Consider the following 26,330-nt stretch of genomic DNA (forward strand, 5'->3'; position numbering starts at 1 on the left):
CCATTTTCACTCCAATCTTATGATTTGCCGTTATCTTCGGCAGATGCGCCTTTTTCAAGCGCCTTCCAGGATAATGTTGCACATTTGATGCGCGCTGGGAATTTTGCGACTCCCTGCAGCGCCTCAATGTCACCAAGATCAATGGAATCGTCGTATTCTTTTCCTAGCATCATATCGGAGAAAATCTGAGACATTTTCAAAGCTGTTTCAATATCTTTCCCTTTAATCGCCTGCGTCATCATAGAGGCAGATGCCATCGAAATCGAGCATCCTTCTCCTTCAAACTTCGCATCGATGACTTTTTCGTCTTCGATTTTCATCGTGAGACGAATGCGGTCACCACACGTTGGGTTGTTCATATCGACGACAATACTGTCGTTTAGCACACCTTTGTTTCTCGGATTTTTATAATGATCCATAATCACTTGTCTGTACAGTGTGTCTAAGTTTACATTAAAAGACATTCGTAAAATACTCCTTTGTCTTACGGAGCGCTGCCATGAGCTCGTCAATCTCCTCTTCTGTATTGTACAGATAGAAGCTTGCTCTTGCAGTCGCTGATACACCAAGCCATTTCATGAGCGGCTGTGCACAGTGATGTCCAGCACGAATGGCGACACCTTCCGTATCTAGAACAGTTGAGGCATCATGAGGATGGACGTCGTCTAAGTTAAACGTCACAAGTCCAGCTCGGTGCTGCGGTCCGTAAACCGTGGCACCTTCAAGCTCTTTAAAGCGCTCAAGTGCGTAAGTCGCAAGCTGATGCTCGTAACGGCTGACTTCCTCCATTCCGATGTCATTTAAGAAATCAATCGCTTTTCCGAGTCCAACTGCTCCTGCAATAATCGGTGTTCCCGCTTCAAATTTCCACGGCAGCTCTTTCCATGTAGAATCATATAGATCCACAAAGTCGATCATTTCACCGCCAAACTCAGCAGGCTCCATATTATTCAAAAGGTCCTTCTTCCCGTAAAGAACACCAATGCCAGTCGGTCCACACATTTTATGCCCAGAGAAGGCGAAAAAGTCGCAATCCAAGTCCTGAACATCAATTTGCATGTGCGGGGTGCTCTGGGCACCATCGACGACGATAATTGCACCATGATCGTGAGCAATCTTTGCGATGTCTTTAATTGGGTTGATGGTTCCTAATACGTTTGAGACATGTGTGACAGCAACGATTTTCGTTTGATGTGTGATGGTTTGCTTCACATCTTCAAGCGACAGCGTGCCGTCTTCCTGTAACGGAATATATTTCAATGTGGCGCCAGTTGCTTTTGCTGCCTGCTGCCAAGGGATGATATTCGCATGATGTTCCATATGCGTAATGACGATCTCATCGCCTTCTTTAAGGTTTGCTCTAGCATAGCTGATTGCCACTGTGTTCAGTGCTGTTGTTGTACCTCTAGTAAAAATAATCTCCTGGACAGAAGAAGCGCCAATGAATGCTCGAACTTTTTCTCTTGCACCCTCGTATGCGTCCGTTGCTTTTGTGCCAAGGGTATGAACACCCCGGTGGACGTTCGAGTTGTAAGACCGGTAATACTCATTCATTGCATCAATGACAACTCGTGGTTTTTGAGATGTCGCTGCACTGTCCAAATACACCAAATCATGTCCGTTCACTTGCTGATGAAGGATTGGAAACTGCTCACGAACGTCTTTGATATTCATTATTTTACTTTCCTTTCAATCACAGAAACGAGCTGCTTTTTAACTCCTTCAATCGGCAGTTCTTTGACGACTGGATTTAAGAAGCCATAAATGACAAGTCTTTCTGCATCTTCTTTGGAAATCCCACGGCTCATGAGGTAATAGAGTTGAATTGGATCAACACGCCCAACAGACGCAGCGTGTCCTGCTGTTACATCATCTTCATCGATTAAAAGAATTGGGTTAGCGTCACCGCGTGCTTTCTCACTCAGCATGAGAACACGAGATTCTTGCTCTGCATTTGACTTCGTTGCGCCATGCTCGATTTTACCAATTCCGTTAAAGATAGAGGATGCTTGATCCTTCATGACACCATGCTTCAAGATATACCCTTCAGAGTTTTTACCGAAGTGGATGATGCTTGTTGTGAAGTTTTCCGTTTGATTCCCGCGGCCAACAACAACTGATTTCGTATCTCCGAATGTACCGTCGCCCATAAGCTTTGTGATGTTTTCAGACACAACGTCTCCATCATTCATCAGACCAAGCGCCCATTCGATTTTACTGTCACGACCATTTGCCATACCACGTCTATTCACATAGACTGTCACACCTTCTGCAAGGTTATCCACTGCACCGTAAGTGACGCGGGCATTTGCACCTGTGAAGACTTCAGACACGATATTGAAGATCGCTTCTTCTGGTGTTGCCGTACTGATGTAGTTTTCGACATATGTCACAGCACTATGATCGTCTGCTACAACGATGACATGGTTGAACAACGTTGTTTCGTCATTTTCATGAAGATAAACGGCTTGAATTGGTGCTTCAAGCTCTACGTTTTTCGGTACATAGAGGAAAGCTCCGCCATTCACTAAAGCAGCATGTAGAGCTGTTAGTTTGTGCTCATCCACTTTCACTGCATCTGTCATGAAATATTTCTTTACTAAGTCTCCATGTTCGCGAATCGCTGTATGGATATCAGTGAAGATCACGCCTTTGTCTTTTGCTTCCGTAGAAAGAGACAAGTATGCTGGCGTTTGATCACGCTGTATATAGACTGTCTTATCTGTGTCCTCTAAATCAATAAGAGACTTCACTTCTTCAGGAAGCTCTTCTAAAGATCCAAATGGCGCACTTTCGACTGTATGCTGTTTGAAATTGGTTAAATTCCATTTTGAAATATTCGTTTTGTCAGGCTTTGGCATTGGAAGGTCTTCTGCTTTTTCAAGAGCCTGTAAGCGAAGGGAACTCATCCATGCCGGTTCCTGATGCTTCTCGGAGAAGCTTTTGACATAATCTTGATCTACTGATAATTTCGTTTCTAATGTCATCAATAATCCTCCTAACGCTTACGCTTCTTGACCAACAGTTTCGTCTTCAATTCCTAACTCTTTTTTAATCCAGTCATAACCTTCTGCTTCTAGACGCTGCGCGAGTTCTGGTCCGCCAGATTTCACAATACGTCCTTGCATCATAACATGAACGTGATCTGGTGTGATGTAGTTCAATAGGCGCTGATAGTGAGTGATCATTAAGCAGCCGAAGCTTTCGCCGCGCATTTTATTAATCCCTTTAGAAACAACTTTCAGTGCATCGATATCAAGACCAGAGTCGATTTCGTCAAGGATGGCGATTTTTGGTTCAATCATCATTAATTGAAGAATTTCGTTACGTTTTTTCTCCCCACCTGAGAAACCTTCGTTTAGGTAGCGCTGTGCCATATCTGGGTCCATTTCAAGGAATTCCATGTTTTCGTCCATTTTGCGGATGAATTTCATGAGAGAGATTTCATCGCCTTCTTCTCTGCGTGCGTTAATAGCCGAACGAAGGAAGTCTGCATTTGTTACACCACTAATTTCAGATGGATATTGCATTGCAAGGAAAAGACCCGCTTGAGCGCGCTCATCTACTTCCATTTCAAGAACATCTTCGCCATCAAGCAAAATGCTGCCTTTTGTCACTTCATACTTAGGATGGCCCATGATTGCAGCAGATAAAGTAGATTTACCTGTACCGTTTGGTCCCATTACTGCGTGGAATTCTCCACCTTTTATTTCTAGGTTTACACCTTTTAAGATTTCTTTCCCTTCAATCTCAACGTGCAAGTCCTTAATTGTTAATGTCGAAGCAGTCATATATCGATACCTCCAAAATAATCATTATTCTCAATTTATTCTCATTCTAATTTTATAACAAATTAAAAGTGAATACAACACATTCACGACAAGCGTGAGAGGATGCTCTCAAAATTCTAACAAAAAATACAGGTAGATAAAAGGATTTATGTCGAAAAGACTGTTTTCATAAAGAAAGGGCGGGAAACTGTTCTCCCCGCCCCTTAGCTATCAATAGCCTCGTATATTCATTTTTGCGAGCTGTCTTTTCTCATCTCGATAGGACTGCTCTCGTTTAAGTTCTACTTTCATTCGTAAGTCATGGTCTCTTTCGTACTCTGCATAACTCATGCCATGAGATTGATGCATGGCCTTTTCCATCTCGGCGGTATAATCCAATCCCAGTGTACTCTGGTCCGAACAAATAATAAACCATTCCCTTCTCTGAGTGTAGCTTTATTGTATCAAAGGCATGCTGCTTCACTCAAAAAGGATATGACGCGGTATACTGGCATATTTTCTCACACACTTGGCTGAGAAGAACTCAACTCCCTGATATGGAAAAATACCACCTTATCCTTCCCTTAATGCGTCTGTCCTCCAAATTCATCAATACATTGCTGAACAACTGTGATGCCTTGACTTAGCGCAGCACCGCCGCCAAACGCTGCAGCCACACTGACGACCTCCAGCAAATTCTCTTCTGTTGCGCCTTGGTCGAGCGCTCCCTTTGTATGATAAATCATGCAATATTCATCCTGTGCATGAATGCTGATGCCAAGGGCAATCATTTGTTTTTCTTTTTGCGTTAATGAATCGCTCTGGAAGCACTGCTCCGTAAATTCATTAAATTTCTTGCCAAACACCGGCATTTTCTTCTGGAATTCACCCATTGCCGTTTTATAATCCGTCAATGATTGCTGCATCGATCCGCTCATATGTTGTTCATTCATCTTCATTCCATCCCTTCAGGTCATTTGTTCGTTTTTATTATGAGCGAGATTTGAAAAAATACACAAAAAACCTCGCTTTCATGAAAGCGAGGTTTACAAGTTGTTATTCAGATACAGGCAACACTGCACCATCATACTTTTTGTCGATGAATTCTTTGATTTTATCAGAGTGAAGAACTTCCATTAATACCTTGATCTTCTCTGATTTTTCGTCACCTTTGCGAACAGCGACGATGTTTGCATACGGGTTGTTTTTCGTTTGCTCAAGTTCAATTGAATCTTTTTTCGGATTCAATTTATTTTGGATGGCATAGTTAACGTTAATAAATACTGCATCGCCTTCACTATTTTCATAAGCTTTCGCTGTTAGTTCAGGAGCGATTTTTTTGAATTTTAGGTTCTTCGGGTTTTCTTTGATGTTTTTGACTGTTGCGTTGATTGTATCTACTTTTGGATCAAGCTTGATCACACCAGCATTTTGTAATAGAGCAAGCATACGTCCTTGCTCAGCTACGTTGTTTGTCATGATGATCGTGCCGCCGTTTGGAATATCTTTTACTGATTTGTATTTCTTAGAGTAGATACCGAAAGGCTCAAGGTGAACGGCACCAGCACTTACTAGGTTGTAATCTTTGTTTGATTTATTTTCTTCGTTTAAGTAAGGGATATGTTGGAAAAAGTTCGCATCCACTTCTTTTTCAGCTAATGCTTTGTTGTACATTTTATAATCGCTCAGTACTTTCACTTTTAGATCGTACCCTTTTTCTTTTAGAAGTGGTTTTGCTTCTTCAAGAATCTCGGCATGTGGTGTTTTTGAAGCTGCAACCGTGATGGTTTTGTTATCGCTTGCGTTATTTGATGAACCGCAAGCAGCTAAAATGCCTGCAAATGCTAGAAATAGTGCACTTAAAATCAATTTCTTCATGAATAATTCCTCCCTTAACGTTTATCAATTTTATTTGTAATCAAATCACCGATTATTTGAATGATAAAGACGATGATCAGAATAAACACAGTGGCTACAAGTGTGACATCTGTATTACCAGATTGGTATCCTTCTACATAAGCAAGGTCACCCAGTCCGCCTGCTCCAATTGCTCCTGCAATCGCAGTAGAGCCAATCAGAGCAATCGCTGTTACAGTAATTCCTGAAATAAGGGCTGGCAGTGATTCTGGAAGCAATACTTTGAAAATAATGGTCGACGTTTTTGCTCCCATAGATCGTGCTGCTTCAATGACTCCTTTGTCTACTTCACGCAGTGCAATTTCAACAAGACGTGCGTAGAAAGGGGCTGAGCCAATGACAAGGGCTGGTAATGCTGCATTTGGACCTAAAATTGTATGCATTAAAAATTTCGTAAACCCTAGTAAAAGAATAATTAAAATGATAAAAGGAATCGATCTGAAAATGTTGACGACTCCGCCGATGACAGCATTGATCGGTTTATTTTCCCAAAGACCGCCTTTTCCTGTAAGGAAGAGCAGCAGGCCAAGAATAATGCCGATCACAAAGGCAAATGCCAATGAAATGAGTGTCATATACACCGTTTCACCCGTCGCGTTCCAAATAACCTCTAGATCAACGTTCGGAAACCATTTCTCAAACATGTGTCATCACCTCGATTTCAACCTGTTTGCTTTGGATATAGGCGATGGCTTTTTTAACTTCGTTCTCGTCTCCATTAATATGGATAAAGAGTGTTCCAAACGCGCCTTCCTGCGTTTGAGAAATCTTTCCTTGCAGGATGTTCACATCGACCTTGAAGGATCGAATAATTTCCGTGATCAGCGGCTGTTCGGCAGAATCTCCAATAAAGGACAACCTGACGACCTGACCTTCTTTTACTCTCTCTAGGACGTGCTCGATCGTTTCTTTTGCTTCTTCTGGTTCAGCAAGCTGTTTCACGAATCGCTTCGTCATTTCTTCTTTCGGCTGTCTGAAGACACGTAATACTTCGCCTTCTTCGACAATACGGCCATTCTCCATCACTGCCACACGGTGACAAATTTTGCGAATGACGTGCATTTCGTGTGTGATCAATACAATGGTGAGTCCTAGTCGTTTATTAATATCGGCTAAAAGCTCAAGGATGGAATCCGTTGTTTGTGGATCAAGCGCAGAAGTGGCTTCGTCACATAGCAGAACTTTTGGGTCATTCGCTAATGCTCTCGCAATCCCTACACGCTGCTTTTGCCCGCCGCTGAGCTGAGAAGGATATGCATTTTCTTTTCCTTCTAAACCGACCAATTTAATCAGTTCGTTTGCACGAGCTCTCCGTTTTGACGTTGGTACACCTGCGATCTCGAGCGGGAACATAATATTTTGTCTCACTGTTCTTGACCAGAGCAAGTTAAAGTGCTGGAAAATCATGCTGATTTCTTGTCTTGCTTTCCGAAGTTTCGCATTCGATACTTCATTGATCCGGTTGCCTGCCACTTCAACGATTCCTTCTGTTGGCAACTCCAGACCGTTTAATAGGCGAATCAGGGAGCTTTTCCCAGCGCCGCTATACCCGATAATTCCGAATATTTCACCTTTATCGATATCCAAGTTGACGTCTTTCACGGCATCAACATTTCCGCTTTTTGAATGATACGTTTTTGATACATTCTGTAAATGGATCACAGTCTGTTCACCTGCTTTCTTGCTGAATCTATAGGTTGCCATCACATACGTTCATTTATTCTTCCGACTGTTATGACTCTAGCCTGACGCAAGGTCAGTAAAAAAGACCTAACTGCAACGCAAGCAGAAAGGCCTTTTATATCAAATACGCCTTTCTCTCATCTTTCAAAGCGTTGCGGCTTTGAGTGAATTGGCACCAATTTCAGCTATGCTGACGGTTGCCGGGTTTCATAGGGCACGTCCCTCCACCTCTCTTAATAAGAGAAAATATGTTGTTTTATGTGATGTTCATGTTTTTACTAACGTAGAATATCATGCTATCTGAGATATGTCAACGCTGTAAATCGCTAATTTCCAAGTAAACGACTACGTTATCATTTTTCGAAAAAAACCGTTCGTCAGCCAAAGTACCGCTTCTAGTCTAAGAAGTGCTCGAAATGAGCCTTTCACTTTCACTTGTCCTCTGCTGATCAGCTGCTGTAAGGACATGTCTCCATCTAATAATTGCAAAATCTCTTTTCGCTCACCATAAAAGATGAGATCCGATAACTCAATTGCAGGTAGTTTCTTCACTTCACCACGTTCATCCACAATCAATGTACAAGAGTCCGTTTCCGCCTCAAATGTAATCTTCAAGGATGATGATGAGAGCAACGGCTTTAACAATAATCGCTGCCCTGCACTTCCATGGGCTTTCACATTTTCCACATGTATAACCTCCCTGTCATTTGGTTATACATAACATTTCTCTACAAACATCGGCTTGTCCTTTATAAATAGCTCGACAAATTTTCAAATGAATTGCTTGAAATATGACAAAAAACCGCTTTATTTAGCGGTTTCAATCATTTCGTGAAGATATGGAACGGAGTGAAAGGCATAGCCTTTTTGCACGATTTCACCCTTTTTAAACAGGAGAAAGCAAGGGACACTTTCGATCTCAAATGCTTTTGCAAAACTTGGCGAGTAATTTAAGTTATTTTCATAAAAAGGAACTTCCGGCTGCATGGCATCAACCACTGCCAGCATCTTCTTTGCCAGCTGGCATGTTCCGCAAAATGGTGTATATAAGTACAAAAGAAATAAATCGTCCTCTATCTCCTTGAATTCATGCTCTTCAATCTCTTTCATATACGTCACCCTTATAAATATTTCGAATGAACATCAATGTTTGCAGCTAATAGAATAGATGCAATATGGGCTGACGGTGAAGCGGCCACTTCGCGGTACGTTCTGTCGACAAAAAGATGCAGTGCTTCAGGGAATTCTTTTCGAAATTGCTTCCGCAGTTTGTCGCCAGCATCGTCACTGTCTGCTAATATGTAAACGTCTTTCCCGAATAAATCGTCCACAAGCTGATCCAGCTTCGAAGTACTGATCGTGCCATTGGTGCAAATGATGGTAACAGGTTCACTTATGACTTCTTTTAGCTTCTGTTTATCTGATTTACCTTCTACAATGATGACCTTTTCTATCTCGACATTCATCACGATCACCCGGCCCTTTTGACGTTGATTCACTTCTTCCTTAGATTACAATCTTTCATTCAGGTTGTAAAGATTGGGCAATTGATCAACAAAAAGACTGCAGCAATCACTGCAGCCTTATCTGTGATCAGCACCAGCCATTTTCATCGTCACAGTCTACATATTTTTCAGTCCCATGGGTCAACGTATCTGACAGACGATAAAAACGGTTTTGATCATAGGAATAACCTGATTTTAATTCATATTGATTTTCACTAATCATCGTGCCAATCTCTTCGTTTTGATGGTAAAGCACCATGCCGCTCTCTTTGAATCGTCCAGTGACATGCTCTGTTATATCCACCTGTTCTTTTTGAAAAGACAAATTGGACACCCCCCATATAGGTAGAGTGTCCAATTTCACATGAATTAGTCTTCTTTTGTCATTTCTTCATATTGCTCAGCTGTCATTAAGTTCTCGATTTCAGACGCATCCGCTGGCTCTACTACGATCATCCAAGCTTTTTCGTATGGAGAGTCGTTGACGAACTCTGGGCTGTCATCAAGCTCATCGTTTACTTCAACGATTGTGCCGTTAATCGGTGCGTATAGTTCAGAAACTGTTTTGACTGATTCTACACTTCCGAAAGGCTCGTCCGCTGTAATTTTGTCTCCTACTTCAGGAAGCTCAACGAACACGATATCGCCTAGCTCAGATTGAGCAAAATGCGTAATACCGATACGCACCTTATCTCCTTCTACTTTGACCCATTCGTGTTCTTCTGAATAACGTAAATCTTTTGGTGTGCTCATTTCATACCCCTCCAGTCTTTTCTTACAATCTATATTGAAGATACCACAATCTGAATGAAAGTTACATCATTTCCAGACGCTTTTAAATGTATCTTCATTAAATCCAACTGTCACTCGTTTGCCGTCTGTTGTAATTGGACGCTTGATCAGCATTCCGTTAGACGCAAGTAATTCAAGCTGCTCGTCCTCTGACATTGCAGGAAGTTTATCTTTCAGCTGCAGCTCTCTGTATTTCTGACCGCTCGTATTAAAAAATTTCTTCAGCTCTAAACCGCTTTTTTCGTAAAGGGCTTTTAATGTTTCTTTATCAGGCGTCTCTTCGACGATATGTATGCTGTTGATGTCTTTATTGTGTTCTTCCAGCCATTTCTTTGCTTTTCGGCATGTACCGCAAGATGGGTATTCGTAAAAATCTAAAGCCACCATTTTCACCTCCTGCAAATAGTGACAACATTTTATCACAAAACATATGAAAAACCTAAATGTATGCTTACAAAAAGGTGCGACATGATATCCGCACCTTTTAAGCCGTCTTATACGATATATTTCTCTGCTTCAAAGATTCGTTTCGCCACTTCGCGCTTTTTGGCGATGACATTCATTGGCGTGAATCTTGTCAGCTTGCGAAGGGCTGACAGACTCATACGGAGTGAATCTCCTTCTTCCATGGCAATCAATGATTCTTTCGCATGAGCTTCAATCTTTAAAAAGGCTTCCTGTGTGAAAATTTGTGTATACGCCAGCTTTTGTGCATTTTTTTCTGCGCCTGATGCAGCGATTGCTTTTTCCGTACGCAAGACCGCCGACTCAGCCGCAAAGAGTTCATTGACGATATCTGCTATATTCACAAGGATTTCTTGCTCTTTGTCTAATGCTTTCCCATATTTCATCGCCGCCATTCCAGATACCATTAAGGCAATCTTTTTCGCATGGGCAAGTAAGTATTTCTCTTGATCAAGCGGCTGATCACCCGGCTCTTCCGGCATCATCATCATCAGCTCTTCCTGCAGGGTTTGCGCTTTTTGAAGAAGCGGAAGCTCTCCTTTCATCGCTTTCTTCAAGAATGTGCCTGGCACAAGCAATCGGTTAATTTCGTTCGTTCCTTCAAAAATACGGTTAATTCGTGAGTCGCGATAGGCTCTTTCGACTTCGTATTCTTGCATGAAACCATATCCGCCGTGAATCTGCACACCTTCATCCACAATATAATCGAGCGTTTCAGAGCCAAGCACTTTACAAAGAGAGCATTCAATCGCATATTCTGCAATGGATTGCGCAATTTGTTTCCCATCCTTTTGCTCCTCGTCACTTAACAGACCCATTCTTTGTTCAAATAACCCGACTGTGCGGTATACAGCACTTTCCATGGCATAAAGCTTTGCCGACATGTTGGCTGCTTTTTCGCCAATTAAGCTAAATTGAGAAATTGGTGTTTTAAACTGCTTACGCTGATTGGCATACTCTGCTGATAATTGAATGACTCGTTTTGATGCACCGATTGTCCCTACAGCCAGTTTATAGCGTCCAATGTTCAAAATATTAAAGGCAATGACATGACCTCTGCCTGCTTCACCAAGCAAATTCTCCTTTGGCACTTCGGCATCTTCAAGGATTAACGTTCTCGTCGAAGACCCTCTAATGCCCATCTTTTTCTCTTCAGGCCCTGTTTTGACTCCAGGAAAATCCTTTTCTACGATGAAAGCAGAGAATTGTTCCCCATCAATCTTCGCATACACGACAAACACATCGGCAAATGCAGAGTTTGTGATCCATTGTTTTTCCCCATTGAGGACATAATGTGTTCCAGCTTCATTCAGGACTGCCGATGTTTTCGCACCTAGCGCATCAGAACCTGACCCTGGCTCTGTTAGGGCATAGGCCGCAATTGTTTCTCCAGAGGCGAGTCCTGGCAGGTACTTTTCCTTTTGCGCTTGACTGCCGAACAGCACGATCGGCAAAGAACCGATCCCGACATGGGCGCCGTAAGAAAGAGAGAAGCTGCCTGCTCTTGCAAATTTTTCAGTAATGATGGCTGAGCTGATTTTATCTAGCCCGAGCCCGCCAAATTCCTCAGGAACATCAGCACCAAGCAGGCCAAGCTCTCCAGCCTTTTTCAAGAGACGAACAGAATGCTCGAATTCATGATTTTCAATTTGATCGATGTGCGGAACGACATCTTGTAAAATGTAATCTTCTGTTGTTTTCCCGATCATTTGATGTTCATCTGAGAAATCCTCTGGTGTAAAGATATGCTCATAATTCGTCTCATCAATTAAGAAACTGCCACCCTTTTTTACATCTTCCATTGCTTTCATCCTGTTTTCCCCCTTTAGATCAATTCAAAAATGCCTGCTGCTCCCATGCCCCCGCCGATACACATCGTCACAATACCAAATTGTTCATTTCGCCGTTTCATTTCATGTATGAGGGACAGCGTGAGTTTCGTTCCTGTACAGCCTAGCGGATGTCCTAATGCAATGGCGCCGCCGTTGACATTTACCTTCTCTTCATCGATCCCTAAATGACGAATGACTTGAATCGCCTGAGAAGCAAATGCTTCATTTAATTCAAACAGCCCGATGTCCTTCAGCTCTAGACCAGCGATTTTCAGCGCACGCGGAATGGCTTCAACCGGCCCAATCCCCATGACTTCAGGTGGTACACCGCCAACAGCAAACGCCCTGAACTTGGCGAGCGGCTGAAGAGAAAGAGAAGATGCTTTTTCGCGATCCATCATCATGACACATGCCGCTCCATCACTCGTCTGCGAAGAGTTTCCTGCAGTCACTGTGCCTTTTGTTGAGAAGGCAGGTCGTAACGTTGAGAGAACCTCCTCTGTTGTGCCCGCTCTGACACCTTCATCTTGTGAGAACGTAAATTGGCGTTCTTCTAGTTGATTCTGCTCTCCTACCCGTCTTTCTGTCACATCAACGGGAACAATTTCATCTGAAAATTTCCCTTCTTGAAGTGCCTTTGCTGCCTTTTGATGGCTCCTCACCGCAAAAGCATCTTGATCTTGCCTTGTGACCTGATACTTTTGCGCCACTTGCTCCGCTGTGTGGCCCATGCTCATATAGTATTCAGGCGCTTGCTCTGCCAAAAGAGCGTTTGGACGAATGGAGTGACCCATCATTGGGACTTGCGACATCGATTCGACGCCTCCGGCTAAAATGGTTTCTGCCTGCCCAAGCATAATTCGTTCACCTGCATAAGCAATTGACTGCAGACCAGAAGAGCAATAGCGGTTAATGGTAATAGCAGGTACTGTATATGGCAAACCTGCTAATGCCCCGATATTCCGGGCCACATTCAGCCCTTGCTCTGCTTCTGGTGTCGCACATCCGATGATTAAATCATCGATTGTTCCATCATAATCACCGGCACGCTTTAGCGTTTCTTTTACACACAATGCGCCCATATCATCAGGTCTGACATGTTTTAATGATCCTTTTTTGGCTTTCCCTACTGGTGTTCTTGCGCCAGCTACAATCACTGCTTCTCTCATTTTGACTCCCCCCTAGTTACGTAAAGGTTTTCCTTTAACGAGCATGTGCTGCATGCGTGCCTGAGATTTGACTTCCCCTACAAGACTTAAAAAGGCTTCTCTTTCAAGCTCTAATAAGTATTGTTCATCCACCTCTGTACCAAATGGCAATTTGCCGCCAGAAATGACATGTGCTAGTTTTTTCGCAATGGTCATGTCATGGTCTGAAATGTATCCAGACAATCTCATGTTTTCAGCAGCCAGCACCATTGCTGCGTATCCTGTTTCCCCCATCACGGGCACCTTTCGCTTCAGAGGTGCACGATAACCCGCTTCATCAAGAGAAAGAACGAGTTGTTTCGCATCATGGATTAAATGATCACCATTCATGCTGATCCGGTCATTCACTCGGAGCATCTTCATATCACGCGCTTCTTCTGCTGATGTAGATACCTTTGCCATCGCAATGGCTTCAAAGGTTTGTAGCGCAGCATCTTGGATCGCAGTTGCTGATGGCTTTTCCGCTCCTTGCAGATGGCGAATATAGAGTTCTTTGTTTCCGCCTCCGCCCGGAATGAGTCCGACCCCCGCTTCGACAAGCCCCATATACGTTTCACTAGACGCTTGAATTGCGGCTGCTGGTAGACAAAGCTCCGTCCCTCCGCCAAGTGTCATACCAAATGGTGCAGCCACAACTGGACGGTCACTATACTTCACCTTCATCATCGCCTGCTGGAACCTGCGAATGACAAAATCAATTTCGAAGAAGTTGTCGTCCTGTGCTTCCATTAAAATTAAGGCGAGATTCGCACCAACACAGAAGTTCTTTCCTTGGTTACCGATGACCAGCCCTTTATAATTCTTTTCCGTTTCATCTACAGCACGGTTGATCATATCAATGACATCAAGCCCAATGGCATTACTTTTCGAATGAAATTCAAGCAAGGCAACATCATCCCCGATATCGATCAAGCTTGCACCCGTATTTTTAAAAATGACATCGTGTTTCTTTTTCAATCTAGCTAACGAAATATTCTTGTCGTTTCCCTTTTCCTGTTCATAAGCACCATTCTGATAAAATGCACGGTCTCCTTCGGCATTTTCTTGATAGAACGTGTCATGTCCTTCTGCAAGCATATCTTGCACCCAGGACGGGATGCTGTGCCCTTCCGCTTCCATTCGACTGACGGCTTTTTTCACGCCAATCGCATCCCATAGCTCGAACGGGCCATGCTGCCAGCCAAATCCCCATTTCATGGCGTTATCGATGGACTGAATATCATCCGCAATGTCGCCTTTTAGATGAGCTGAATAAAGAAGAACAGGTGCGGTCATATTCCAAAGCAATTGCCCAGCACGGCCATCTTGATAAATAAGCGCTTTCAATTTCGCTTTTGTCCCCTTTTGCTGCTTGGCAATGTCAATGCCCGGATCCTTCAGCTTTGTCCGTTCTCCGTATGTGAGTGTGACAGGATCAAGCTCTAAAATGCTCTTTCCGTTTTTTTGATAAAATCCTTGCCCTGCTTTGCTGCCGATCCACCCTTTTTCGAGCATTCTTTCCATAAACTCAGGCAGCTGAAAAATATCTTTTTCCTTTCCTTCTACCTGTTCATACACATTGCGGGCTACATGAGAAAATGTGTCGAGTCCCACCACATCAAGTGTGCGGAAGGTCGCACTTTTCGGTCTGCCAATGAGTGGACCTGTAACAGAATCGACCTCTCCGATCGTGTATTTGTTCTCAAGCATTTCACGCACTGTGACAAGAAGCCCATAAGTGCCAATTCGGTTGGCAATAAAGTTCGGTGTATCTTTTGCTTCGACCACACCCTTGCCAAGTACATCTTCACCAAATGTTTTCATATATGAGAGTACTTCTGGATCTGTTTCTTGAATAGGAATTACTTCTAACAGCTTTAAATAACGAGCTGGGTTAAAAAAGTGAGTGCCTAAAAAGTGGCGTTTAAAATCAGCTGATCGGCCTTCTGCCATTTTTTCAACAGAAATACCGGATGTATTGCTGGATACGATGCTGCCTTCTTTGCGGTGTTCGTCGATGAGAGAGAATACGTGTTGTTTAATGCTGAGCTTTTCAGTGACGACTTCAATGATCCAGTCAGCATCGTGTAATAAGGAAAGGTGATCTGTGAGATTTCCGGGTGTGATGTATGATAGGTTTTTGGCTGAAGTAAGAGGTGCTGGCTTTTGCTTTAACAATTTTTTCATTGCGTCTTGGCTTAATCTATTCCGAACACTAGGGTGATCAAGCGTTAGCTTTTTTGCCGTTTCTTCCTTTGTCAGTTCATGTGGCACAATATCTAGCAATGTTACTGGTATCCCGATATTGGCTAGATGTGCAGCAATGCCTGAGCCCATGACACCTGAACCAATGACAGCCGCCTTGCGAATATGTTTGCCCATAAATATCCCCCTAAACATTTTGAATGAACAGTCATTCATTTTTTGTCCAAAAAAAAGCAATGCCTCTTTCTTTATCTTAAAAGATTTTCCGAAACAGTTCAATAGCAGATTTCAAAAATTTACACATTCTCATGCGTCTTTCTTTACAGCGTATGAATTAAAGACGAGGGGGAATTGTAAGAATGGAGGTGATGTCCACATGTCTCGTTTGCAAAAGAACCCATCAAAAGCAGGCGTAAGTGCTGCAAGTGTGAAAGGAAACGCAGGTCCATCACAAGAAGCAGACCTAGGTGGTAAAAAGACCAGTCAAAATCAGCAATATAAAAAGAAATCGTAAGGAGGAACACATCTTGAACAACCAGCAAATGAATATGCCCCCACAGGTGATTTCAGTAAAGGATTCCTTGTACCTAGAGGATATGCTGAACTGGAATTTGATCGCCATGAAAAAGGCTCATTTTATGGCCGAGCATTGTCAGGATCAAACATTGAAACAAGAACTCAATCAAGTTGGCCAAATGCATCATCAGCATTACACACAAATTCTTCAGCATTTAGGCAGCTCAGGGCAAGGCCAGTCTTCTGGCTTTATGCAATAGGAGGTAACAGACATGGAACAGCAAAACCAACAAAAAATCGGGAATCCACAAACGCCGGTTCCAACCACTACGAACATGAACGATCGCGACTTTGTCACAGACCTGTTGTCGACTGAAAAATATATGACAAACGGATATAACACAGCGCTCAATGAATTCAGCCATGAATCTCTTTACCAAGATATTCAGCGAATTGCGCTAGAAACACAAAAAACGCAAAGACATTTATATGATGTCATGTTCAAATATGGCTGGTACTCTGTCGAAGCTGCTGAACAGCAAAAGCTCCAGCAGGCACACCAGAAATTCCAGCAAACACTGACTGATCAATCACCGTACGGATCATCACCCATGTCATAAAGAAAAACTGCCAGCTCGTACTGGCAGTTTTTTAACGGTCTTTATTCGCACGATGAGCTTCATTTAATTGTTTGATCCGCTGAATGGTTTCTTTGATGTCTTCTTTTGCCTCTGGATACGTGTCATTAAAATGCTTGGCTAAAGGCGGCATGCTTTTGGCAATATGAGAATAGATGATCCACTGCGTGACATCTCTTTTCAGTTCCTCATTCGTTTCACCAAGCAGCAGCTCTGTATATTTATCAAGCAGGCCTTCGAGCTTTTCATCTAATTCATTTCCCATTGGTATTCCGCTCCTTTTTTCAGAAAAAAGCCTGACTCTGCGTGTAACAGATGTCAGGCTTTTCACATACGATTATCTTGCAGCAAGAAATGTCTCAGCTTGTGCCTGTTGGACAATACAGCGTCCTCTGCCGTGCGGAATACATAACGGTGTTCCGAATAAAGGATCTGTTGTGACTTGGCAGTTCATATCAAAGACATTTTTCACAAGATCACAGTTAATGACAGTTTCCGGTCTTCCTTCTGCATAAATCGACTTGTCTTTAATGGCCACAAGGTGATGCGCATATCTGCAAGCGAGATTGAGGTCATGCAGAACCATGACAATCGTGCGCTGCTCTTTTTCATTTAAATCAAAAAGAAGATCCAGGATTTCAATTTGGTGCGTCATGTCTAAATACGTTGTTGGCTCATCTAATAGAATAATATCCGTCTCCTGAGCCAGTGTCATCGCAATCCATGCACGCTGCCTTTGTCCACCTGATAATGAATCAACCGTTCGATCAGCAAGATCTTCCATCTTCGTTGACTTTAGTGCGCGATTAACCGCTTCTTCATCTTGCTTTGACCATTGCTTCAGCCAATTTTGATAAGGATATCGCCCTTGCTTGACGAGCTGATGCACCGTTAATCCTTCTGGCGCTTCTGGTCCTTGCGGAAGAATGGCGAGCTGTTTCGCCACTTCCTTTGTTGGTAATTTGGCAATGGAATGACCTTCAAGCAGGACAGAACCACCCATTGGCTTCATGAGACGGGCCAAAGAGCGAAGTAGCGTGGATTTACCGCATCCATTGCTGCCAATAAATACTGTGATTTCACCCTTAGGGATTGACACATTTAGTTCGTCTATGATCATTGTTTCTCCGTAACCTAAGCTTAAACCTTCAGTAGAAATGGCACTCATTCCGCTCAAACGCTCCTTTTCTCATCCAAATTTTTTATATTGAATATCGTCTATGTAGACGTCAAAGATCACTTATCTCAATTTAGTGTATCAGATTTAAGTGATCTTGAAAATCATTTTCAATTAAAAAATGAGAAAGTCTCGTTTACTTTTTCTTTTCGAATGCACGTTTTGTCCCATCTTCGAGCTTGATATCGACTCGTATCCGCTGATAATCATCATCTAAATTAAAAGCAGATAATAATTCATTGACATATGTTTCGTTCAGCTTTGCACTAGGAATCGACATATCATTGAGCTTCATCTTCATTTCACGTAAAGCTTCTTCTCCTTCATAGCGGACACCATTCATATGATCTCGAATTAGTGCTTCTTCTCTTCCACCAGCTTGACGATAGGTAGCTTCATATAATTCGCTTTTTTGTCCATATTGTACGTGCAATTGCAAATGCTGAAACGGCAATTCCTTCATTTGAACAGCTGACAGACTTTCAGCTTCTGCTTCATGTGGATGTTGTATTGGTTCGATTGAACGACAGCCAGACAGCATAAAGAACAGCACTCCTAGCAGTCCCGCCTTCTTCCAGCACATCATGTATTTCCTCCTATTTCATAGCATCGTTTTTTATTCTTCTCCAAGCCCCTTTTCGTTATTCAATAAAACAGCAGACTATGGTAGATTAAAACAAAAAGGAGAACCGGATGATGAATAAAACAGCCATTGTGACTGGTGCCAACAGCGGTTTCGGAAAGCTCATCACACTGCGTCTTGCTCAGCAAGGGTACACTGTGATTGCTGGCGTAAGACAGGAGACCAAAGCGAAAAAGCTTGCCGAAGAAGTAAAGAACGCCGCTTTATCCGAATCGATACATATTGAAGCATTAGATGTGACAGATACACAGTCCATTCAAACATTTCAGAAAAGGCTTAATGCCTATGCTCCGATTCACCTGCTTGTGAACAATGCAGGAACGGCCTATGCTGGTTTTGCTGAAGAAGTGCCTGTTGATCAGTACCGAGAGCAATTTGAAGTGAATGTCTTTGGTGTGATGGAAATGACACAAGCAGTCCTTCCGTTGATGACGAGAGGTGCAAAAATATTGAATATGAGCAGTATCAGCGGACTCATGGGAATGCCCGCACTCTCTCCATATGTATCGTCAAAGTTTGCGCTAGAGGGCTATACAGAGAGTTTGCGAATTGAGCTGGCTGCGTTTGGCATTCAGGCCGCTTTGATTGAGCCGGGTTCTTTCCAAACGAACATTTGGAACACCTCCATGAATGAGCAAATGACGCCGCCAGCAGAAGGTTCTAAATACACAGCTATTTATGAAAAAATGATGTCCTATATAGAGGCGCAAAAAAACAACTATGGAGATCCTGGCGAAGTTGCAGAGCTTGTGGTTTCGCTTGCAGAGAAGAAGCGGCTAAAAAAGCTAAGGTATCTTGTCGGGAAAGGTGTTCGGCTTTCATTCATAGCAAAGCAGCTCTTGCCTTGGAATGTATGGGAAAACATTATTTTACGGACACTATCCTCAAAAAAATAGGCACAAAAAAACAGGTGGATCGCTTATCCACCTGTCAGCGTGTAGACAAACCTTCGCATTCTTTGTCAGTCCTGCGTGCTGGTGCTCACGAATGTCAAATTCGCTCCGCGCCAGTACTCGTCCTTCCTAGACTTCAAAGGTTTTCTATCACGCTGAAAAAAAGAAGACAAAGGGCTAAAATCAAGTTCATTTTAGCCCTTTGTCAACAATCTAACAGGTGGATCTTTTATCCACCTGTTTTCTTTTATTCGTTATCAGACTGCCCAAGGGTAATATCAAGATTTTTATTCTTTCCATCACGGATGACAGTCATTGTCGTTTTATCGCCAATTTTTGTTTCTTTATAAAGGATTTCTTTCAGTTGTGAGCTGTTCGCTACATCTTTTCCTTTGAACTTGATGATGACATCTCCAGACTTCAAGCCTGCTTTTTGTGCAGGAGATCCTTTAGAAACATCTTTTACATAGATGCCTTTACCGATTTGTTTATCAAATAGGCCAAGTGTATTTTCCTGATACGTTTCAGGCACTTGCTCAAGGTCAATCATTTGTACGCCAAGGTAAGGACGTTCGACTTTTCCATTTTTCAACAGCTGATCTACGATCGGTTTTACATCATTACTTGGGATCGCAAATCCGAGTGATTCTACTCCGCTTTCGCTAATTTTCAAGCTGTTGATGCCGATGACTTGACCGTCTGTATTGATCAGCGGACCACCACTGTTTCCAGGGTTAATGGCTGCATCTGTTTGAAGCACATTCATCTCAACGGTTCCAGATGATGTATTGGCTTCAACGGTACGATCGAGACCACTAATAATCCCTTCTGTTACTGTACCAGAGAACTGCGCACCGAGCGGGTTCCCGATTGCGATGACTTTGTCCCCAGCACGAAGCTTAGAGGAATCTCCAAAACTTGCAACTTTATCAATGCCGTCAGCATTTATTTCCACGACAGCTAAATCTGTCATTACGTCACTGCCGACAAGCTTCGCATCTTTTGTTTTTCCATCGTATAGTGTGACTTTTAATTTATTGGCACCCTCGACTACATGGTTATTTGTGATAATGTATGCTTTTTTGCCATCTTTTTTGAAGATGACACCAGAACCCGTTCCAGCTTCTGCTTCAGTTGAATCACCGCTAAGACCGAACGAGTTTTGTGTAGATTGATAGTTTGAGACCCCTACAATCGTCGGCTCTAAATCTTCTACCATATCAGCAACATTCGTCGCATTGGTGATTTGTTTTGTTGAGAAATTTTCAGATGAAGCCGGTTCGCTTGATGCTGTTTGGGTTTGAGTGTTTGCCGCTGTATCTTGCGACTGCGGTAAAAGCGGTGTAATGCCAAGCACAAGACCGCCGCCAATAATCCCTCCAAGAATAGGACTCAGCCATGCAGCCTTTCGTTTTTTCTCCTTTTTAGACGAACGGTCATCAATCACTTGAGGAGATCCGTTTGTCACCCTCTCTTGAGAGGCAGATGCTTCGTTTTCATGGTGGTGAAAAACGAGTTCTTTCTCTTTTTCTGGTTCTTCTATTTGTTTCTCATTCTCTTGATGTGTGTGTTCTTGATCATTCATCTTTTTCTCTTCATCTTCTCTTCGGAAATCCATCGCTTGCACTCCTTTGCATCATTTTCATGAAATGCTTCATTCATATGTCTAGACAGGACTCATGTCCTCTTAATGGCAATATCATTGAAAAATTCTTTATGACAATATGTCAAATTATATAATACTTATTCATAGAAAAAAAGCAAGGTGCGCACATTGGTGAAAAGCACCTATTCATTAGCCTTTTGTCTATGCCCTTTTTTCCCTTGAGCTTATCATAAACAAACATTATGGGATAATGATGAGAAGAATATGTGAAATTGTGAAAAAAGCGTGTGATTGTTGACATGCCGCCTTTGTATCCCGTTATAATGACGTTGAGAGGATGTGGAAGACTTTGTCGTACACCATTTATTTAGTTGAAGATGAGCAGAATTTAAATGAACTGTTGACCAAATATTTAGAGAGTGAAAATTGGAATGTTTCCTCTTTTTTAACCGGAGAAGCGGCACGCAAAGCAATGAACAAGCCCCCGCATCTATGGATTTTAGATATTATGCTGCCTGATACAGACGGCTACACACTCATTAAAGAAATCAAAGCAGCCTCGCCTGACGTACCGGTTATTTTTATTTCGGCACGTGATGCAGATATTGATCGTGTGCTTGGCTTAGAACTTGGGAGCAGTGATTATATTGCGAAACCCTTTCTCCCGCGCGAGCTGATCATCCGCGTGCAAAAGCTGCTGGAGCTTGTATATAAAAACAGTGACACACCGCAGCAAAGCGTCACACCCGTTTCTTCCTATATCATTCATGAGGACGTAAGAGAGGTGTATGAAGGAGATCAGCTGATTAACTTAACGTCTAAGGAATTTGATTTGCTGCTCTTATTTACCCATCATCAAGGACATGCCTTTTCCCGGGAAGATATCCTCGTCAAGATCTGGGGGCACGATTACTTCGGGACAGATCGTGTGGTCGATGATCTTGTCAGACGGCTGCGCAAAAAAATGCCTGACTTAAAAGTCGAGACCATTTATGGATTTGGCTATAGGATGCTAAAAGGATGAAGAACAAACCGCTCGCTTTTCAAATCTGGGTTGTCATCTCTGGCATTTTACTCACCATCTCGATTGTCCTGATCATTTTATTTTCAAATACATTACGCAGCTTCTTTACGAATGAAATTTATAAAAACATCGAAAACGAGCAGCAAGTGTTAACAGAATACCCTCTGAATCGAGACGGCTCACCAAAGTCGACACCAGAAAACCGCTCGGTTCAGCACATTCTGATTCCGTCAGATGAATTAAATCAAATGGCTCAGTTTTTCCCGCATGCCTTTATTGAAAAAGTGCAGTCCTTTGTTAAAAAACAAAAAAGCGCAACAAAACGCTATTCTGAAGAAGTGAATGGCCAGCATATCTTTTTTGTGATCAAAAAAGTCTCAACAGGCAATACACAATATATTCTCTTGTCATATGCACCCGATTCTTATCGAGATGACTTGTCTTTTACGCTGTTTAAACAGCTGATATTCATCTTAGGAACGGTTATTTTACTAAGCTGGATTCCATCGATTTGGCTCGCCCGCTACTTATCACGTCCAATTGTTGCGTTTGAAAAGCACGTCAAGCGCATTGCACAAGAAGACTGGGACGATCCTGTGATTGTTGACCGGCAAGATGAAATCGGCAAGCTGGGGCATACGATTGAAGAAATGAGACAAAAGCTCATTCAAAAGGATGAAACAGAACGAACACTTTTGCAAAATATATCACACGACTTAAAAACACCTGTGATGGTCATCCGCGGTTATACGCAGTCTATTAAAGATGGAATTTTTCCTAAAGGAGATCTTGAACAAACGGTGGAAGTGATTGAAGGCGAAGCGGAAAAGCTTGAGAAGAAAATCAAAGATTTGCTGTATTTAACAAAGCTTGATTATTTATCAAAACAACATCCGGCGCATTCTCCCTTCCTTGTTAGTAATACAATGCTGGAAGTGGTTGACCGTTTACGCTGGTCGAAAAATGAATTGCAGTGGAACGTGGACTTAGATGATGAGGCTGCACTTGAAGGCGATCCAGAACAATGGAGCAAATTATTTGAAAATGTATTAGAAAATCAACTTCGCTACGCAAAAAATAAAATTGACATTCATATGAAGCAGGAAGAGGATCAAATCCGCATCGTTATTCGTAATGATGGTCCTCCAATTGAAGAACACATGCTATCCAGCCTATACGAACCTTTTAGTAAGGGAAAAAAGGGCGAATTCGGCATTGGATTAAGCATTGTCAAACGAATTCTTTCAATGCATCAAGCGTCCATATCAATTGAAAATGATGAACTAGGTGTACGCTATACGATCACTGTTCCAAAGAAGAGGCTGTAGGTTTTAAACCGCAGTCTTTTTTAGATGAATGAGTACCCATTGAAATCCCGGTATGTGGCTTTGATCTTCTTGCCAGCTTGATACATCCATTTCTTTTCAATTGTTGTCTCTTTCGGCATTTTGACTTTTTCTACTTGAATTCCTTTTGCTTTCAAGCGTCTAATCATATCATCGATTTCTCTCATGGAACATCATCCTTTCACATTTTTTGACCAGTTGGTCACCTTACTTTATAATATAAAGAATCACACTGTAAAAAACAAGTTACAATCTGATTAATTTTTGAAAAGTTTTGTCGTTTATGACCGATAAGTCACATCTCTTTGCGCACGTTTCCTAAGACATTTGTCTCTCGGTAAGAAAGGATGACATTCATATTGAAAAAGAAAGAAAAAATGATCATTGAGGCTGGTATGAAGTTATTTGCCAGCAAAGGCTATAATACAACGTCTGTTCAGGAAATTGCGGATGAATGCCACATGTCAAAGGGTGCGTTTTACCTTTATTTCAAATCGAAGGAAGCACTGCTTATTTCGATCTTGCATTACTATTACGATAAGGTATTTACCCGGATTCATGAGGTTCAAACAGAGGGTGGCACACCAAAAGAAGCCTACCGGAAACAGCTCACTGTCTATTACGATAATATTTTGCAGCAAAAGGATTTTATTAAAATGCAGCTAAGCGACAGGGCGCTCCCATTGAACGAAGAAACGCAGCAGCTTGCAAAGCAAATTCGGCTTGCGACGATTCAGTTGCACATTGATAACATGAAGCAAATGTATGGAGATGCAGCCATTCCTTATATGGCTGATCTTTGTTTAACGATCGAGGGCATGAGTCACGTTTACTTTGAGCTTGCCATTTTATATGATTTTCAGCTCGAAGCAGAGGAGCTTGCCTCAACAATGATTCACCGTATCGATGATCTAATGGGCGGTATGATGAAGCGCAATGACCATCCGCTCATTTCTGTGGACCAAGCAAGCGACTGGTTCGGCCCTATTTATGAAAGATCATTTGACCCGCTCACAGAATCTCTATTAAAAGAATTAAGAGAACTGGCAGAAGCACATTATGAAGTGAAAGACGAGCCAGATTTATTTGAAGCGCTTGGCATTTTAGAAAACGAGTTAAACAAACAAAAACCAAGACAAGTCATCGTCAAAGGCATGCTTTATCAATTGAAATTATACACACCGCTTCAGTCGGTCTCCGGCTCCTTATTACGCATTCTAAAAGAAGATCATTTATAAAACCCAGGGCTTGCTTGCCCTGGGTTTTATTGTGACAAATAATCAAAATTCTTTTCTGTTATGTCAGGAAGTTTGTTCGCTTGGACTCTTTCAAGCAATTCATCTACATATCTTTGAACAGCCAGCATGTCATACGGAAAATCAAAATCAAATTCTTCCTCCACCGGCAGTATGTCCATATAATACGAACAGGCTGGTTTATTACCAAGCATATCGTTATTGAAGCTTAACACATCTTCATACGATTCTTCTGACAGTTCAAAATGAGAAATCAAGTATATATCAATATGATTTCCACTCTTTTGGCACCTTTGATCAACATATAATAAAAAAGCAGACTCCTCCGTATCCTGTGATACCAATTGGAAAAATTCAACATCCCGTGTCCGTAACCACCTAATAAATCTTGTCTTTAGCTGCCTCAAACACCATTCACCTCGCTATGTTTCCATATAAAAACCAGAGGCACAGAGGCCTCTGGTGTCTTATTTTGCTTTCGGTGTCACCATTTCTTCTGGTTTCACAAACTCTTCAAACTGCTCTTCTGTTAATAGCTCTAATTGAAGGGCAGCTTCTTTTAACGTTAAACCTTCTTTGTGCGCAAGCTTCGCAATTTTCGCTGCATTTTCATATCCGATGTGCGGGTTCAGTGCCGTCACAAGCATCAATGAATTATTCAGGTTTTTCTCGATTGTTTCTAGGTTTGGTTCAATTCCAACGGCACACTTGTCATGGAATGAGTTCATGCCGTCAGCAAGCAATTCAACTGACTGCAAGAAGTTATAGATGATGACCGGTTTAAATACGTTCAGCTCGAAGTTTCCTTGGCTTGCGGCAAAACCGATCGTTGCATCATTCCCCATGATTTGTGCGGCAATCATTGTTAAAGCTTCACTTTGAGTTGGGTTGACTTTTCCTGGCATAATGGAGCTGCCTGGCTCATTTTCAGGAATGATCAATTCACCAATTCCGCAGCGAGGACCACTTGCAAGCCATCTCACATCATTGGCAATTTTCATTAAGTCAGCTGCAAGTGCTTTAAGCGCACCGTGTGCATATGTGATTTCATCATGGCTTGTGAGCGCATGGAATTTGTTTGGTGAAGAATTGAACGTTTGACCTGTTAACTGGCTGATTTCTTCTGCCACGTATTTGCCAAACTCAGGATGTGCGTTAATTCCTGTCCCAACAGCTGTTCCGCCAATTGCAAGTTCTCTCATTTTTTCAGTAGATTCTAAAATCATTTCTTTTGAACGGTCAAGCATGTACACCCAGCCGCTAATCTCTTGGCCAACTGTAAGTGGTGTTGCATCTTGCAAATGCGTACGGCCAATTTTCACGATTTCTTGGTATGCTTTTGCTTTCTCATCAAGCGTCGCTCTTAACTGGTCAATCGCAGGCAATAGCTTTTTGTACACAGCTAAAACAGCTGCCACGTGCATAGCCGTTGGGAATGTATCATTTGAGCTTTGGCTACGGTTGACATCGTCATTCGGGTGAATGCTGAATTCACTATTTTTATCTTTCAAGTAAGCAGTTGCTCTATTTGCAACGACTTCGTTCATGTTCATGTTACTTTGTGTTCCACTTCCTGTTTGCCATACAACAAGCGGGAAATGCTCGTCATATTTTCCACTGATGATGTCATCACATACAGCAGCAATCGCTTCTGCTTTTTCACTTTCTAAGTTGCCTAGACGTTCGTTCGCAATCGCTGTGCTACGTTTCAAAATTGCAAACGCATTCACAACTTCCTTTGGCATTTTCTCAGAACCGATTTTGAAATTTTCTTTGCTTCGTTGTGTTTGTGCACCCCAGAACTTGTCCTGTGGCACCTTGATTTCGCCCATTGTATCTTTTTCGATTCTAAATTCTGTCATTATGTATCCCTCC

General features: G+C 42.3%; 32 protein-coding genes and 1 riboswitch. Of the genes, 7 read left to right on the plus strand and 25 right to left on the minus strand.

Annotated elements, in window-relative coordinates; genetic code table 11:
* Nucleotides 1–17: 17 nt before the first annotated feature.
* The 18 genes from sufU to NST15_RS15300 form a co-directional block, all read right to left on the minus strand.
* Nucleotides 18–464: a Fe-S cluster assembly sulfur transfer protein SufU gene (gene sufU, locus NST15_RS15215; protein ID WP_008347017.1), complete on the minus strand. Its 447-nt coding sequence runs from the start codon at nucleotides 462–464 to the stop codon at nucleotides 18–20.
* The gene (locus NST15_RS15220; RefSeq protein ID WP_007500359.1) at nucleotides 454–1,674 is read right to left on the minus strand and encodes a cysteine desulfurase; all 1,221 of its coding nucleotides are present in this window, start codon (nucleotides 1,672–1,674) and stop codon (nucleotides 454–456) included. The genes sufU and NST15_RS15220 overlap by 11 nt, the downstream gene beginning before the upstream one ends.
* Nucleotides 1,674–2,987 carry a Fe-S cluster assembly protein SufD gene (sufD, locus tag NST15_RS15225; RefSeq protein ID WP_008347022.1) on the minus strand — a complete coding sequence of 438 codons (1,314 nt, stop codon included), beginning with the start codon at nucleotides 2,985–2,987 and terminating at the stop codon, nucleotides 1,674–1,676. The genes NST15_RS15220 and sufD overlap by 1 nt, the downstream gene beginning before the upstream one ends.
* Before the next feature lie 18 nt (nucleotides 2,988–3,005).
* The gene (gene sufC / locus NST15_RS15230; RefSeq protein WP_007500355.1) at nucleotides 3,006–3,791 is read right to left on the minus strand and encodes a Fe-S cluster assembly ATPase SufC; all 786 of its coding nucleotides are present in this window, start codon (nucleotides 3,789–3,791) and stop codon (nucleotides 3,006–3,008) included.
* A gap of 210 nt (nucleotides 3,792–4,001) precedes the next feature.
* Nucleotides 4,002–4,139 (minus strand): hypothetical protein, encoded by a 138-nt coding sequence (locus NST15_RS15235; protein WP_008356693.1) that lies wholly within the window; start codon nucleotides 4,137–4,139, stop codon nucleotides 4,002–4,004.
* A gap of 215 nt (nucleotides 4,140–4,354) precedes the next feature.
* On the minus strand, nucleotides 4,355–4,723 hold the full coding sequence (locus NST15_RS15240) for a carboxymuconolactone decarboxylase family protein (RefSeq protein WP_003212803.1): 369 nt from the start codon (nucleotides 4,721–4,723) through the stop codon (nucleotides 4,355–4,357).
* 103 nt (nucleotides 4,724–4,826) lie between these two features.
* Complete coding sequence (metQ, locus tag NST15_RS15245; RefSeq protein WP_007500351.1) at nucleotides 4,827–5,648, minus strand: methionine ABC transporter substrate-binding lipoprotein MetQ; 822 nt, start codon at nucleotides 5,646–5,648, stop codon at nucleotides 4,827–4,829.
* Nucleotides 5,649–5,662: 14 nt separating this feature from the next.
* The gene (locus NST15_RS15250; RefSeq protein ID WP_268448441.1) at nucleotides 5,663–6,331 is read right to left on the minus strand and encodes a methionine ABC transporter permease; all 669 of its coding nucleotides are present in this window, start codon (nucleotides 6,329–6,331) and stop codon (nucleotides 5,663–5,665) included.
* Nucleotides 6,324–7,349: a methionine ABC transporter ATP-binding protein gene (locus NST15_RS15255; protein WP_008347032.1), complete on the minus strand. Its 1,026-nt coding sequence runs from the start codon at nucleotides 7,347–7,349 to the stop codon at nucleotides 6,324–6,326. The genes NST15_RS15250 and NST15_RS15255 overlap by 8 nt, the downstream gene beginning before the upstream one ends.
* A gap of 155 nt (nucleotides 7,350–7,504) precedes the next feature.
* A riboswitch (SAM riboswitch) is annotated at nucleotides 7,505–7,613 on the minus strand.
* Nucleotides 7,614–7,715: 102 nt separating this feature from the next.
* On the minus strand, nucleotides 7,716–8,057 hold the full coding sequence (locus tag NST15_RS15260; protein WP_008347033.1) for an SCP2 sterol-binding domain-containing protein: 342 nt from the start codon (nucleotides 8,055–8,057) through the stop codon (nucleotides 7,716–7,718).
* Nucleotides 8,058–8,177: 120 nt separating this feature from the next.
* Entirely contained in the window at nucleotides 8,178–8,480 is a 303-nt protein-coding gene (locus NST15_RS15265) for a thioredoxin family protein (RefSeq protein WP_007500346.1), read from the minus strand.
* 11 nt (nucleotides 8,481–8,491) lie between these two features.
* Entirely contained in the window at nucleotides 8,492–8,836 is a 345-nt protein-coding gene (locus NST15_RS15270) for a toprim domain-containing protein (RefSeq protein WP_008347035.1), read from the minus strand.
* A gap of 127 nt (nucleotides 8,837–8,963) precedes the next feature.
* Nucleotides 8,964–9,200, minus strand: coding sequence for a YusG family protein (locus tag NST15_RS15275; protein WP_008347037.1), 237 nt, complete (start codon nucleotides 9,198–9,200; stop codon nucleotides 8,964–8,966).
* A 44-nt stretch (nucleotides 9,201–9,244) separates the two neighbouring features.
* Nucleotides 9,245–9,628 (minus strand): glycine cleavage system protein GcvH, encoded by a 384-nt coding sequence (gene gcvH / locus NST15_RS15280; protein ID WP_008347039.1) that lies wholly within the window; start codon nucleotides 9,626–9,628, stop codon nucleotides 9,245–9,247.
* A gap of 66 nt (nucleotides 9,629–9,694) precedes the next feature.
* Entirely contained in the window at nucleotides 9,695–10,051 is a 357-nt protein-coding gene (locus NST15_RS15285) for an arsenate reductase family protein (protein ID WP_008356673.1), read from the minus strand.
* A 110-nt stretch (nucleotides 10,052–10,161) separates the two neighbouring features.
* Nucleotides 10,162–11,943 (minus strand): acyl-CoA dehydrogenase family protein, encoded by a 1,782-nt coding sequence (locus NST15_RS15290; RefSeq protein WP_342498630.1) that lies wholly within the window; start codon nucleotides 11,941–11,943, stop codon nucleotides 10,162–10,164.
* Nucleotides 11,944–11,957: 14 nt separating this feature from the next.
* A complete protein-coding gene (locus NST15_RS15295; RefSeq protein ID WP_007500336.1) occupies nucleotides 11,958–13,133 on the minus strand; it encodes an acetyl-CoA C-acetyltransferase in 1,176 nt (391 codons plus the stop codon).
* 12 nt (nucleotides 13,134–13,145) lie between these two features.
* The gene (locus tag NST15_RS15300; protein ID WP_076821076.1) at nucleotides 13,146–15,533 is read right to left on the minus strand and encodes a 3-hydroxyacyl-CoA dehydrogenase/enoyl-CoA hydratase family protein; all 2,388 of its coding nucleotides are present in this window, start codon (nucleotides 15,531–15,533) and stop codon (nucleotides 13,146–13,148) included.
* A 199-nt stretch (nucleotides 15,534–15,732) separates the two neighbouring features.
* Here NST15_RS15300 and NST15_RS15305 point away from each other — a divergent pair, with 199 nt between their 5' ends.
* From NST15_RS15305 to NST15_RS15315, 3 genes are read left to right on the plus strand one after another with little or no spacing between them, the layout of a single operon-like run.
* Nucleotides 15,733–15,870, plus strand: coding sequence for a YuzL family protein (locus tag NST15_RS15305; RefSeq protein WP_008347049.1), 138 nt, complete (start codon nucleotides 15,733–15,735; stop codon nucleotides 15,868–15,870).
* A gap of 10 nt (nucleotides 15,871–15,880) precedes the next feature.
* The gene (locus NST15_RS15310; RefSeq protein ID WP_060698253.1) at nucleotides 15,881–16,132 is read left to right on the plus strand and encodes a hypothetical protein; all 252 of its coding nucleotides are present in this window, start codon (nucleotides 15,881–15,883) and stop codon (nucleotides 16,130–16,132) included.
* A 12-nt stretch (nucleotides 16,133–16,144) separates the two neighbouring features.
* Nucleotides 16,145–16,492, plus strand: coding sequence for a spore coat protein (locus NST15_RS15315; RefSeq protein WP_008347053.1), 348 nt, complete (start codon nucleotides 16,145–16,147; stop codon nucleotides 16,490–16,492).
* Between the two features lie 31 nt (nucleotides 16,493–16,523).
* Here NST15_RS15315 and NST15_RS15320 read toward each other — a convergent pair whose 3' ends face one another.
* The 3 genes from NST15_RS15320 to NST15_RS15330 all read right to left on the minus strand — a co-directional run bounded on the left by NST15_RS15320 (nucleotide 16,524) and on the right by NST15_RS15330 (nucleotide 18,270).
* A complete protein-coding gene (locus NST15_RS15320; protein ID WP_008347055.1) occupies nucleotides 16,524–16,775 on the minus strand; it encodes a YusU family protein in 252 nt (83 codons plus the stop codon).
* Between the two features lie 72 nt (nucleotides 16,776–16,847).
* On the minus strand, nucleotides 16,848–17,678 hold the full coding sequence (locus tag NST15_RS15325; protein ID WP_008347057.1) for an ABC transporter ATP-binding protein: 831 nt from the start codon (nucleotides 17,676–17,678) through the stop codon (nucleotides 16,848–16,850).
* Nucleotides 17,679–17,823: 145 nt separating this feature from the next.
* A complete protein-coding gene (locus tag NST15_RS15330) occupies nucleotides 17,824–18,270 on the minus strand; it encodes a YusW family protein (RefSeq protein ID WP_171465740.1) in 447 nt (148 codons plus the stop codon).
* 113 nt (nucleotides 18,271–18,383) lie between these two features.
* On the opposite strand from NST15_RS15330, the gene NST15_RS15335 reads away from it, so the two are divergent.
* Nucleotides 18,384–19,226: an oxidoreductase gene (locus tag NST15_RS15335; protein ID WP_342498631.1), complete on the plus strand. Its 843-nt coding sequence runs from the start codon at nucleotides 18,384–18,386 to the stop codon at nucleotides 19,224–19,226.
* A gap of 244 nt (nucleotides 19,227–19,470) precedes the next feature.
* On the opposite strand, the gene NST15_RS15340 is transcribed toward NST15_RS15335, so the two are convergent.
* Nucleotides 19,471–20,841, minus strand: coding sequence for a trypsin-like peptidase domain-containing protein (locus NST15_RS15340; RefSeq protein ID WP_008347064.1), 1,371 nt, complete (start codon nucleotides 20,839–20,841; stop codon nucleotides 19,471–19,473).
* 337 nt (nucleotides 20,842–21,178) lie between these two features.
* On the opposite strand from NST15_RS15340, the gene NST15_RS15345 reads away from it, so the two are divergent.
* Complete coding sequence (locus NST15_RS15345; RefSeq protein ID WP_058213630.1) at nucleotides 21,179–21,853, plus strand: response regulator transcription factor; 675 nt, start codon at nucleotides 21,179–21,181, stop codon at nucleotides 21,851–21,853.
* Nucleotides 21,850–23,181, plus strand: coding sequence for a HAMP domain-containing sensor histidine kinase (locus NST15_RS15350; protein WP_065461027.1), 1,332 nt, complete (start codon nucleotides 21,850–21,852; stop codon nucleotides 23,179–23,181). The genes NST15_RS15345 and NST15_RS15350 overlap by 4 nt, the downstream gene beginning before the upstream one ends.
* Before the next feature lie 20 nt (nucleotides 23,182–23,201).
* Here the strand turns inward: NST15_RS15350 and spxO are convergent, their stop codons facing one another.
* Entirely contained in the window at nucleotides 23,202–23,366 is a 165-nt protein-coding gene (gene spxO, locus NST15_RS15355; RefSeq protein ID WP_008347070.1) for an anti-adapter protein SpxO, read from the minus strand.
* A gap of 192 nt (nucleotides 23,367–23,558) precedes the next feature.
* Here spxO and NST15_RS15360 point away from each other — a divergent pair, with 192 nt between their 5' ends.
* Nucleotides 23,559–24,437, plus strand: coding sequence for a TetR/AcrR family transcriptional regulator (locus NST15_RS15360; protein ID WP_113747005.1), 879 nt, complete (start codon nucleotides 23,559–23,561; stop codon nucleotides 24,435–24,437).
* 26 nt (nucleotides 24,438–24,463) lie between these two features.
* Here NST15_RS15360 and NST15_RS15365 read toward each other — a convergent pair whose 3' ends face one another.
* Both NST15_RS15365 and fumC read right to left on the minus strand, forming a co-directional pair.
* Nucleotides 24,464–24,799, minus strand: a complete 336-nt coding sequence (locus NST15_RS15365; protein WP_065461031.1) for a hypothetical protein — start codon at nucleotides 24,797–24,799, stop codon at nucleotides 24,464–24,466.
* A 123-nt stretch (nucleotides 24,800–24,922) separates the two neighbouring features.
* Entirely contained in the window at nucleotides 24,923–26,317 is a 1,395-nt protein-coding gene (gene fumC, locus NST15_RS15370; RefSeq protein WP_017359275.1) for a class II fumarate hydratase, read from the minus strand.
* Nucleotides 26,318–26,330 lie beyond the last annotated feature (13 nt).

Source organism: Bacillus sp. FSL R5-0820, assembly GCF_038593385.1.
In the GTDB taxonomy this organism is placed as follows: Bacteria; Bacillota; Bacilli; order Bacillales; family Bacillaceae; genus Bacillus; species Bacillus altitudinis.

Coding starts and splice junctions, on each gene's coding strand:
- sufU (WP_008347017.1), bottom strand. CDS start 464: ATGTCTTTTAATGTAAACTTAGACACACTGTACAGACAAGTGATTATG.
- NST15_RS15220 (WP_007500359.1), bottom strand. CDS start 1,674: ATGAATATCAAAGACGTTCGTGAGCAGTTTCCAATCCTTCATCAGCAA.
- sufD (WP_008347022.1), bottom strand. CDS start 2,987: ATGACATTAGAAACGAAATTATCAGTAGATCAAGATTATGTCAAAAGC.
- sufC (WP_007500355.1), bottom strand. CDS start 3,791: ATGACTGCTTCGACATTAACAATTAAGGACTTGCACGTTGAGATTGAA.
- NST15_RS15235 (WP_008356693.1), bottom strand. CDS start 4,139: ATGCATCAATCTCATGGCATGAGTTATGCAGAGTACGAAAGAGACCAT.
- NST15_RS15240 (WP_003212803.1), bottom strand. CDS start 4,723: ATGAATGAACAACATATGAGCGGATCGATGCAGCAATCATTGACGGAT.
- metQ (WP_007500351.1), bottom strand. CDS start 5,648: ATGAAGAAATTGATTTTAAGTGCACTATTTCTAGCATTTGCAGGCATT.
- NST15_RS15250 (WP_268448441.1), bottom strand. CDS start 6,331: ATGTTTGAGAAATGGTTTCCGAACGTTGATCTAGAGGTTATTTGGAAC.
- NST15_RS15265 (WP_007500346.1), bottom strand. CDS start 8,480: ATGAAAGAGATTGAAGAGCATGAATTCAAGGAGATAGAGGACGATTTA.
- NST15_RS15270 (WP_008347035.1), bottom strand. CDS start 8,836: ATGAATGTCGAGATAGAAAAGGTCATCATTGTAGAAGGTAAATCAGAT.
- gcvH (WP_008347039.1), bottom strand. CDS start 9,628: ATGAGCACACCAAAAGATTTACGTTATTCAGAAGAACACGAATGGGTC.
- NST15_RS15290 (WP_342498630.1), bottom strand. CDS start 11,943: ATGAAAGCAATGGAAGATGTAAAAAAGGGTGGCAGTTTCTTAATTGAT.
- NST15_RS15295 (WP_007500336.1), bottom strand. CDS start 13,133: ATGAGAGAAGCAGTGATTGTAGCTGGCGCAAGAACACCAGTAGGGAAA.
- NST15_RS15300 (WP_076821076.1), bottom strand. CDS start 15,533: ATGGGCAAACATATTCGCAAGGCGGCTGTCATTGGTTCAGGTGTCATG.
- NST15_RS15305 (WP_008347049.1), top strand. CDS start 15,733: ATGTCTCGTTTGCAAAAGAACCCATCAAAAGCAGGCGTAAGTGCTGCA.
- NST15_RS15315 (WP_008347053.1), top strand. CDS start 16,145: ATGGAACAGCAAAACCAACAAAAAATCGGGAATCCACAAACGCCGGTT.
- NST15_RS15320 (WP_008347055.1), bottom strand. CDS start 16,775: ATGGGAAATGAATTAGATGAAAAGCTCGAAGGCCTGCTTGATAAATAT.
- NST15_RS15325 (WP_008347057.1), bottom strand. CDS start 17,678: ATGAGTGCCATTTCTACTGAAGGTTTAAGCTTAGGTTACGGAGAAACA.
- NST15_RS15330 (WP_171465740.1), bottom strand. CDS start 18,270: ATGTGCTGGAAGAAGGCGGGACTGCTAGGAGTGCTGTTCTTTATGCTG.
- NST15_RS15335 (WP_342498631.1), top strand. CDS start 18,384: ATGAATAAAACAGCCATTGTGACTGGTGCCAACAGCGGTTTCGGAAAG.
- NST15_RS15340 (WP_008347064.1), bottom strand. CDS start 20,841: ATGGATTTCCGAAGAGAAGATGAAGAGAAAAAGATGAATGATCAAGAA.
- NST15_RS15350 (WP_065461027.1), top strand. CDS start 21,850: ATGAAGAACAAACCGCTCGCTTTTCAAATCTGGGTTGTCATCTCTGGC.
- spxO (WP_008347070.1), bottom strand. CDS start 23,366: ATGAGAGAAATCGATGATATGATTAGACGCTTGAAAGCAAAAGGAATT.
- fumC (WP_017359275.1), bottom strand. CDS start 26,317: ATGACAGAATTTAGAATCGAAAAAGATACAATGGGCGAAATCAAGGTG.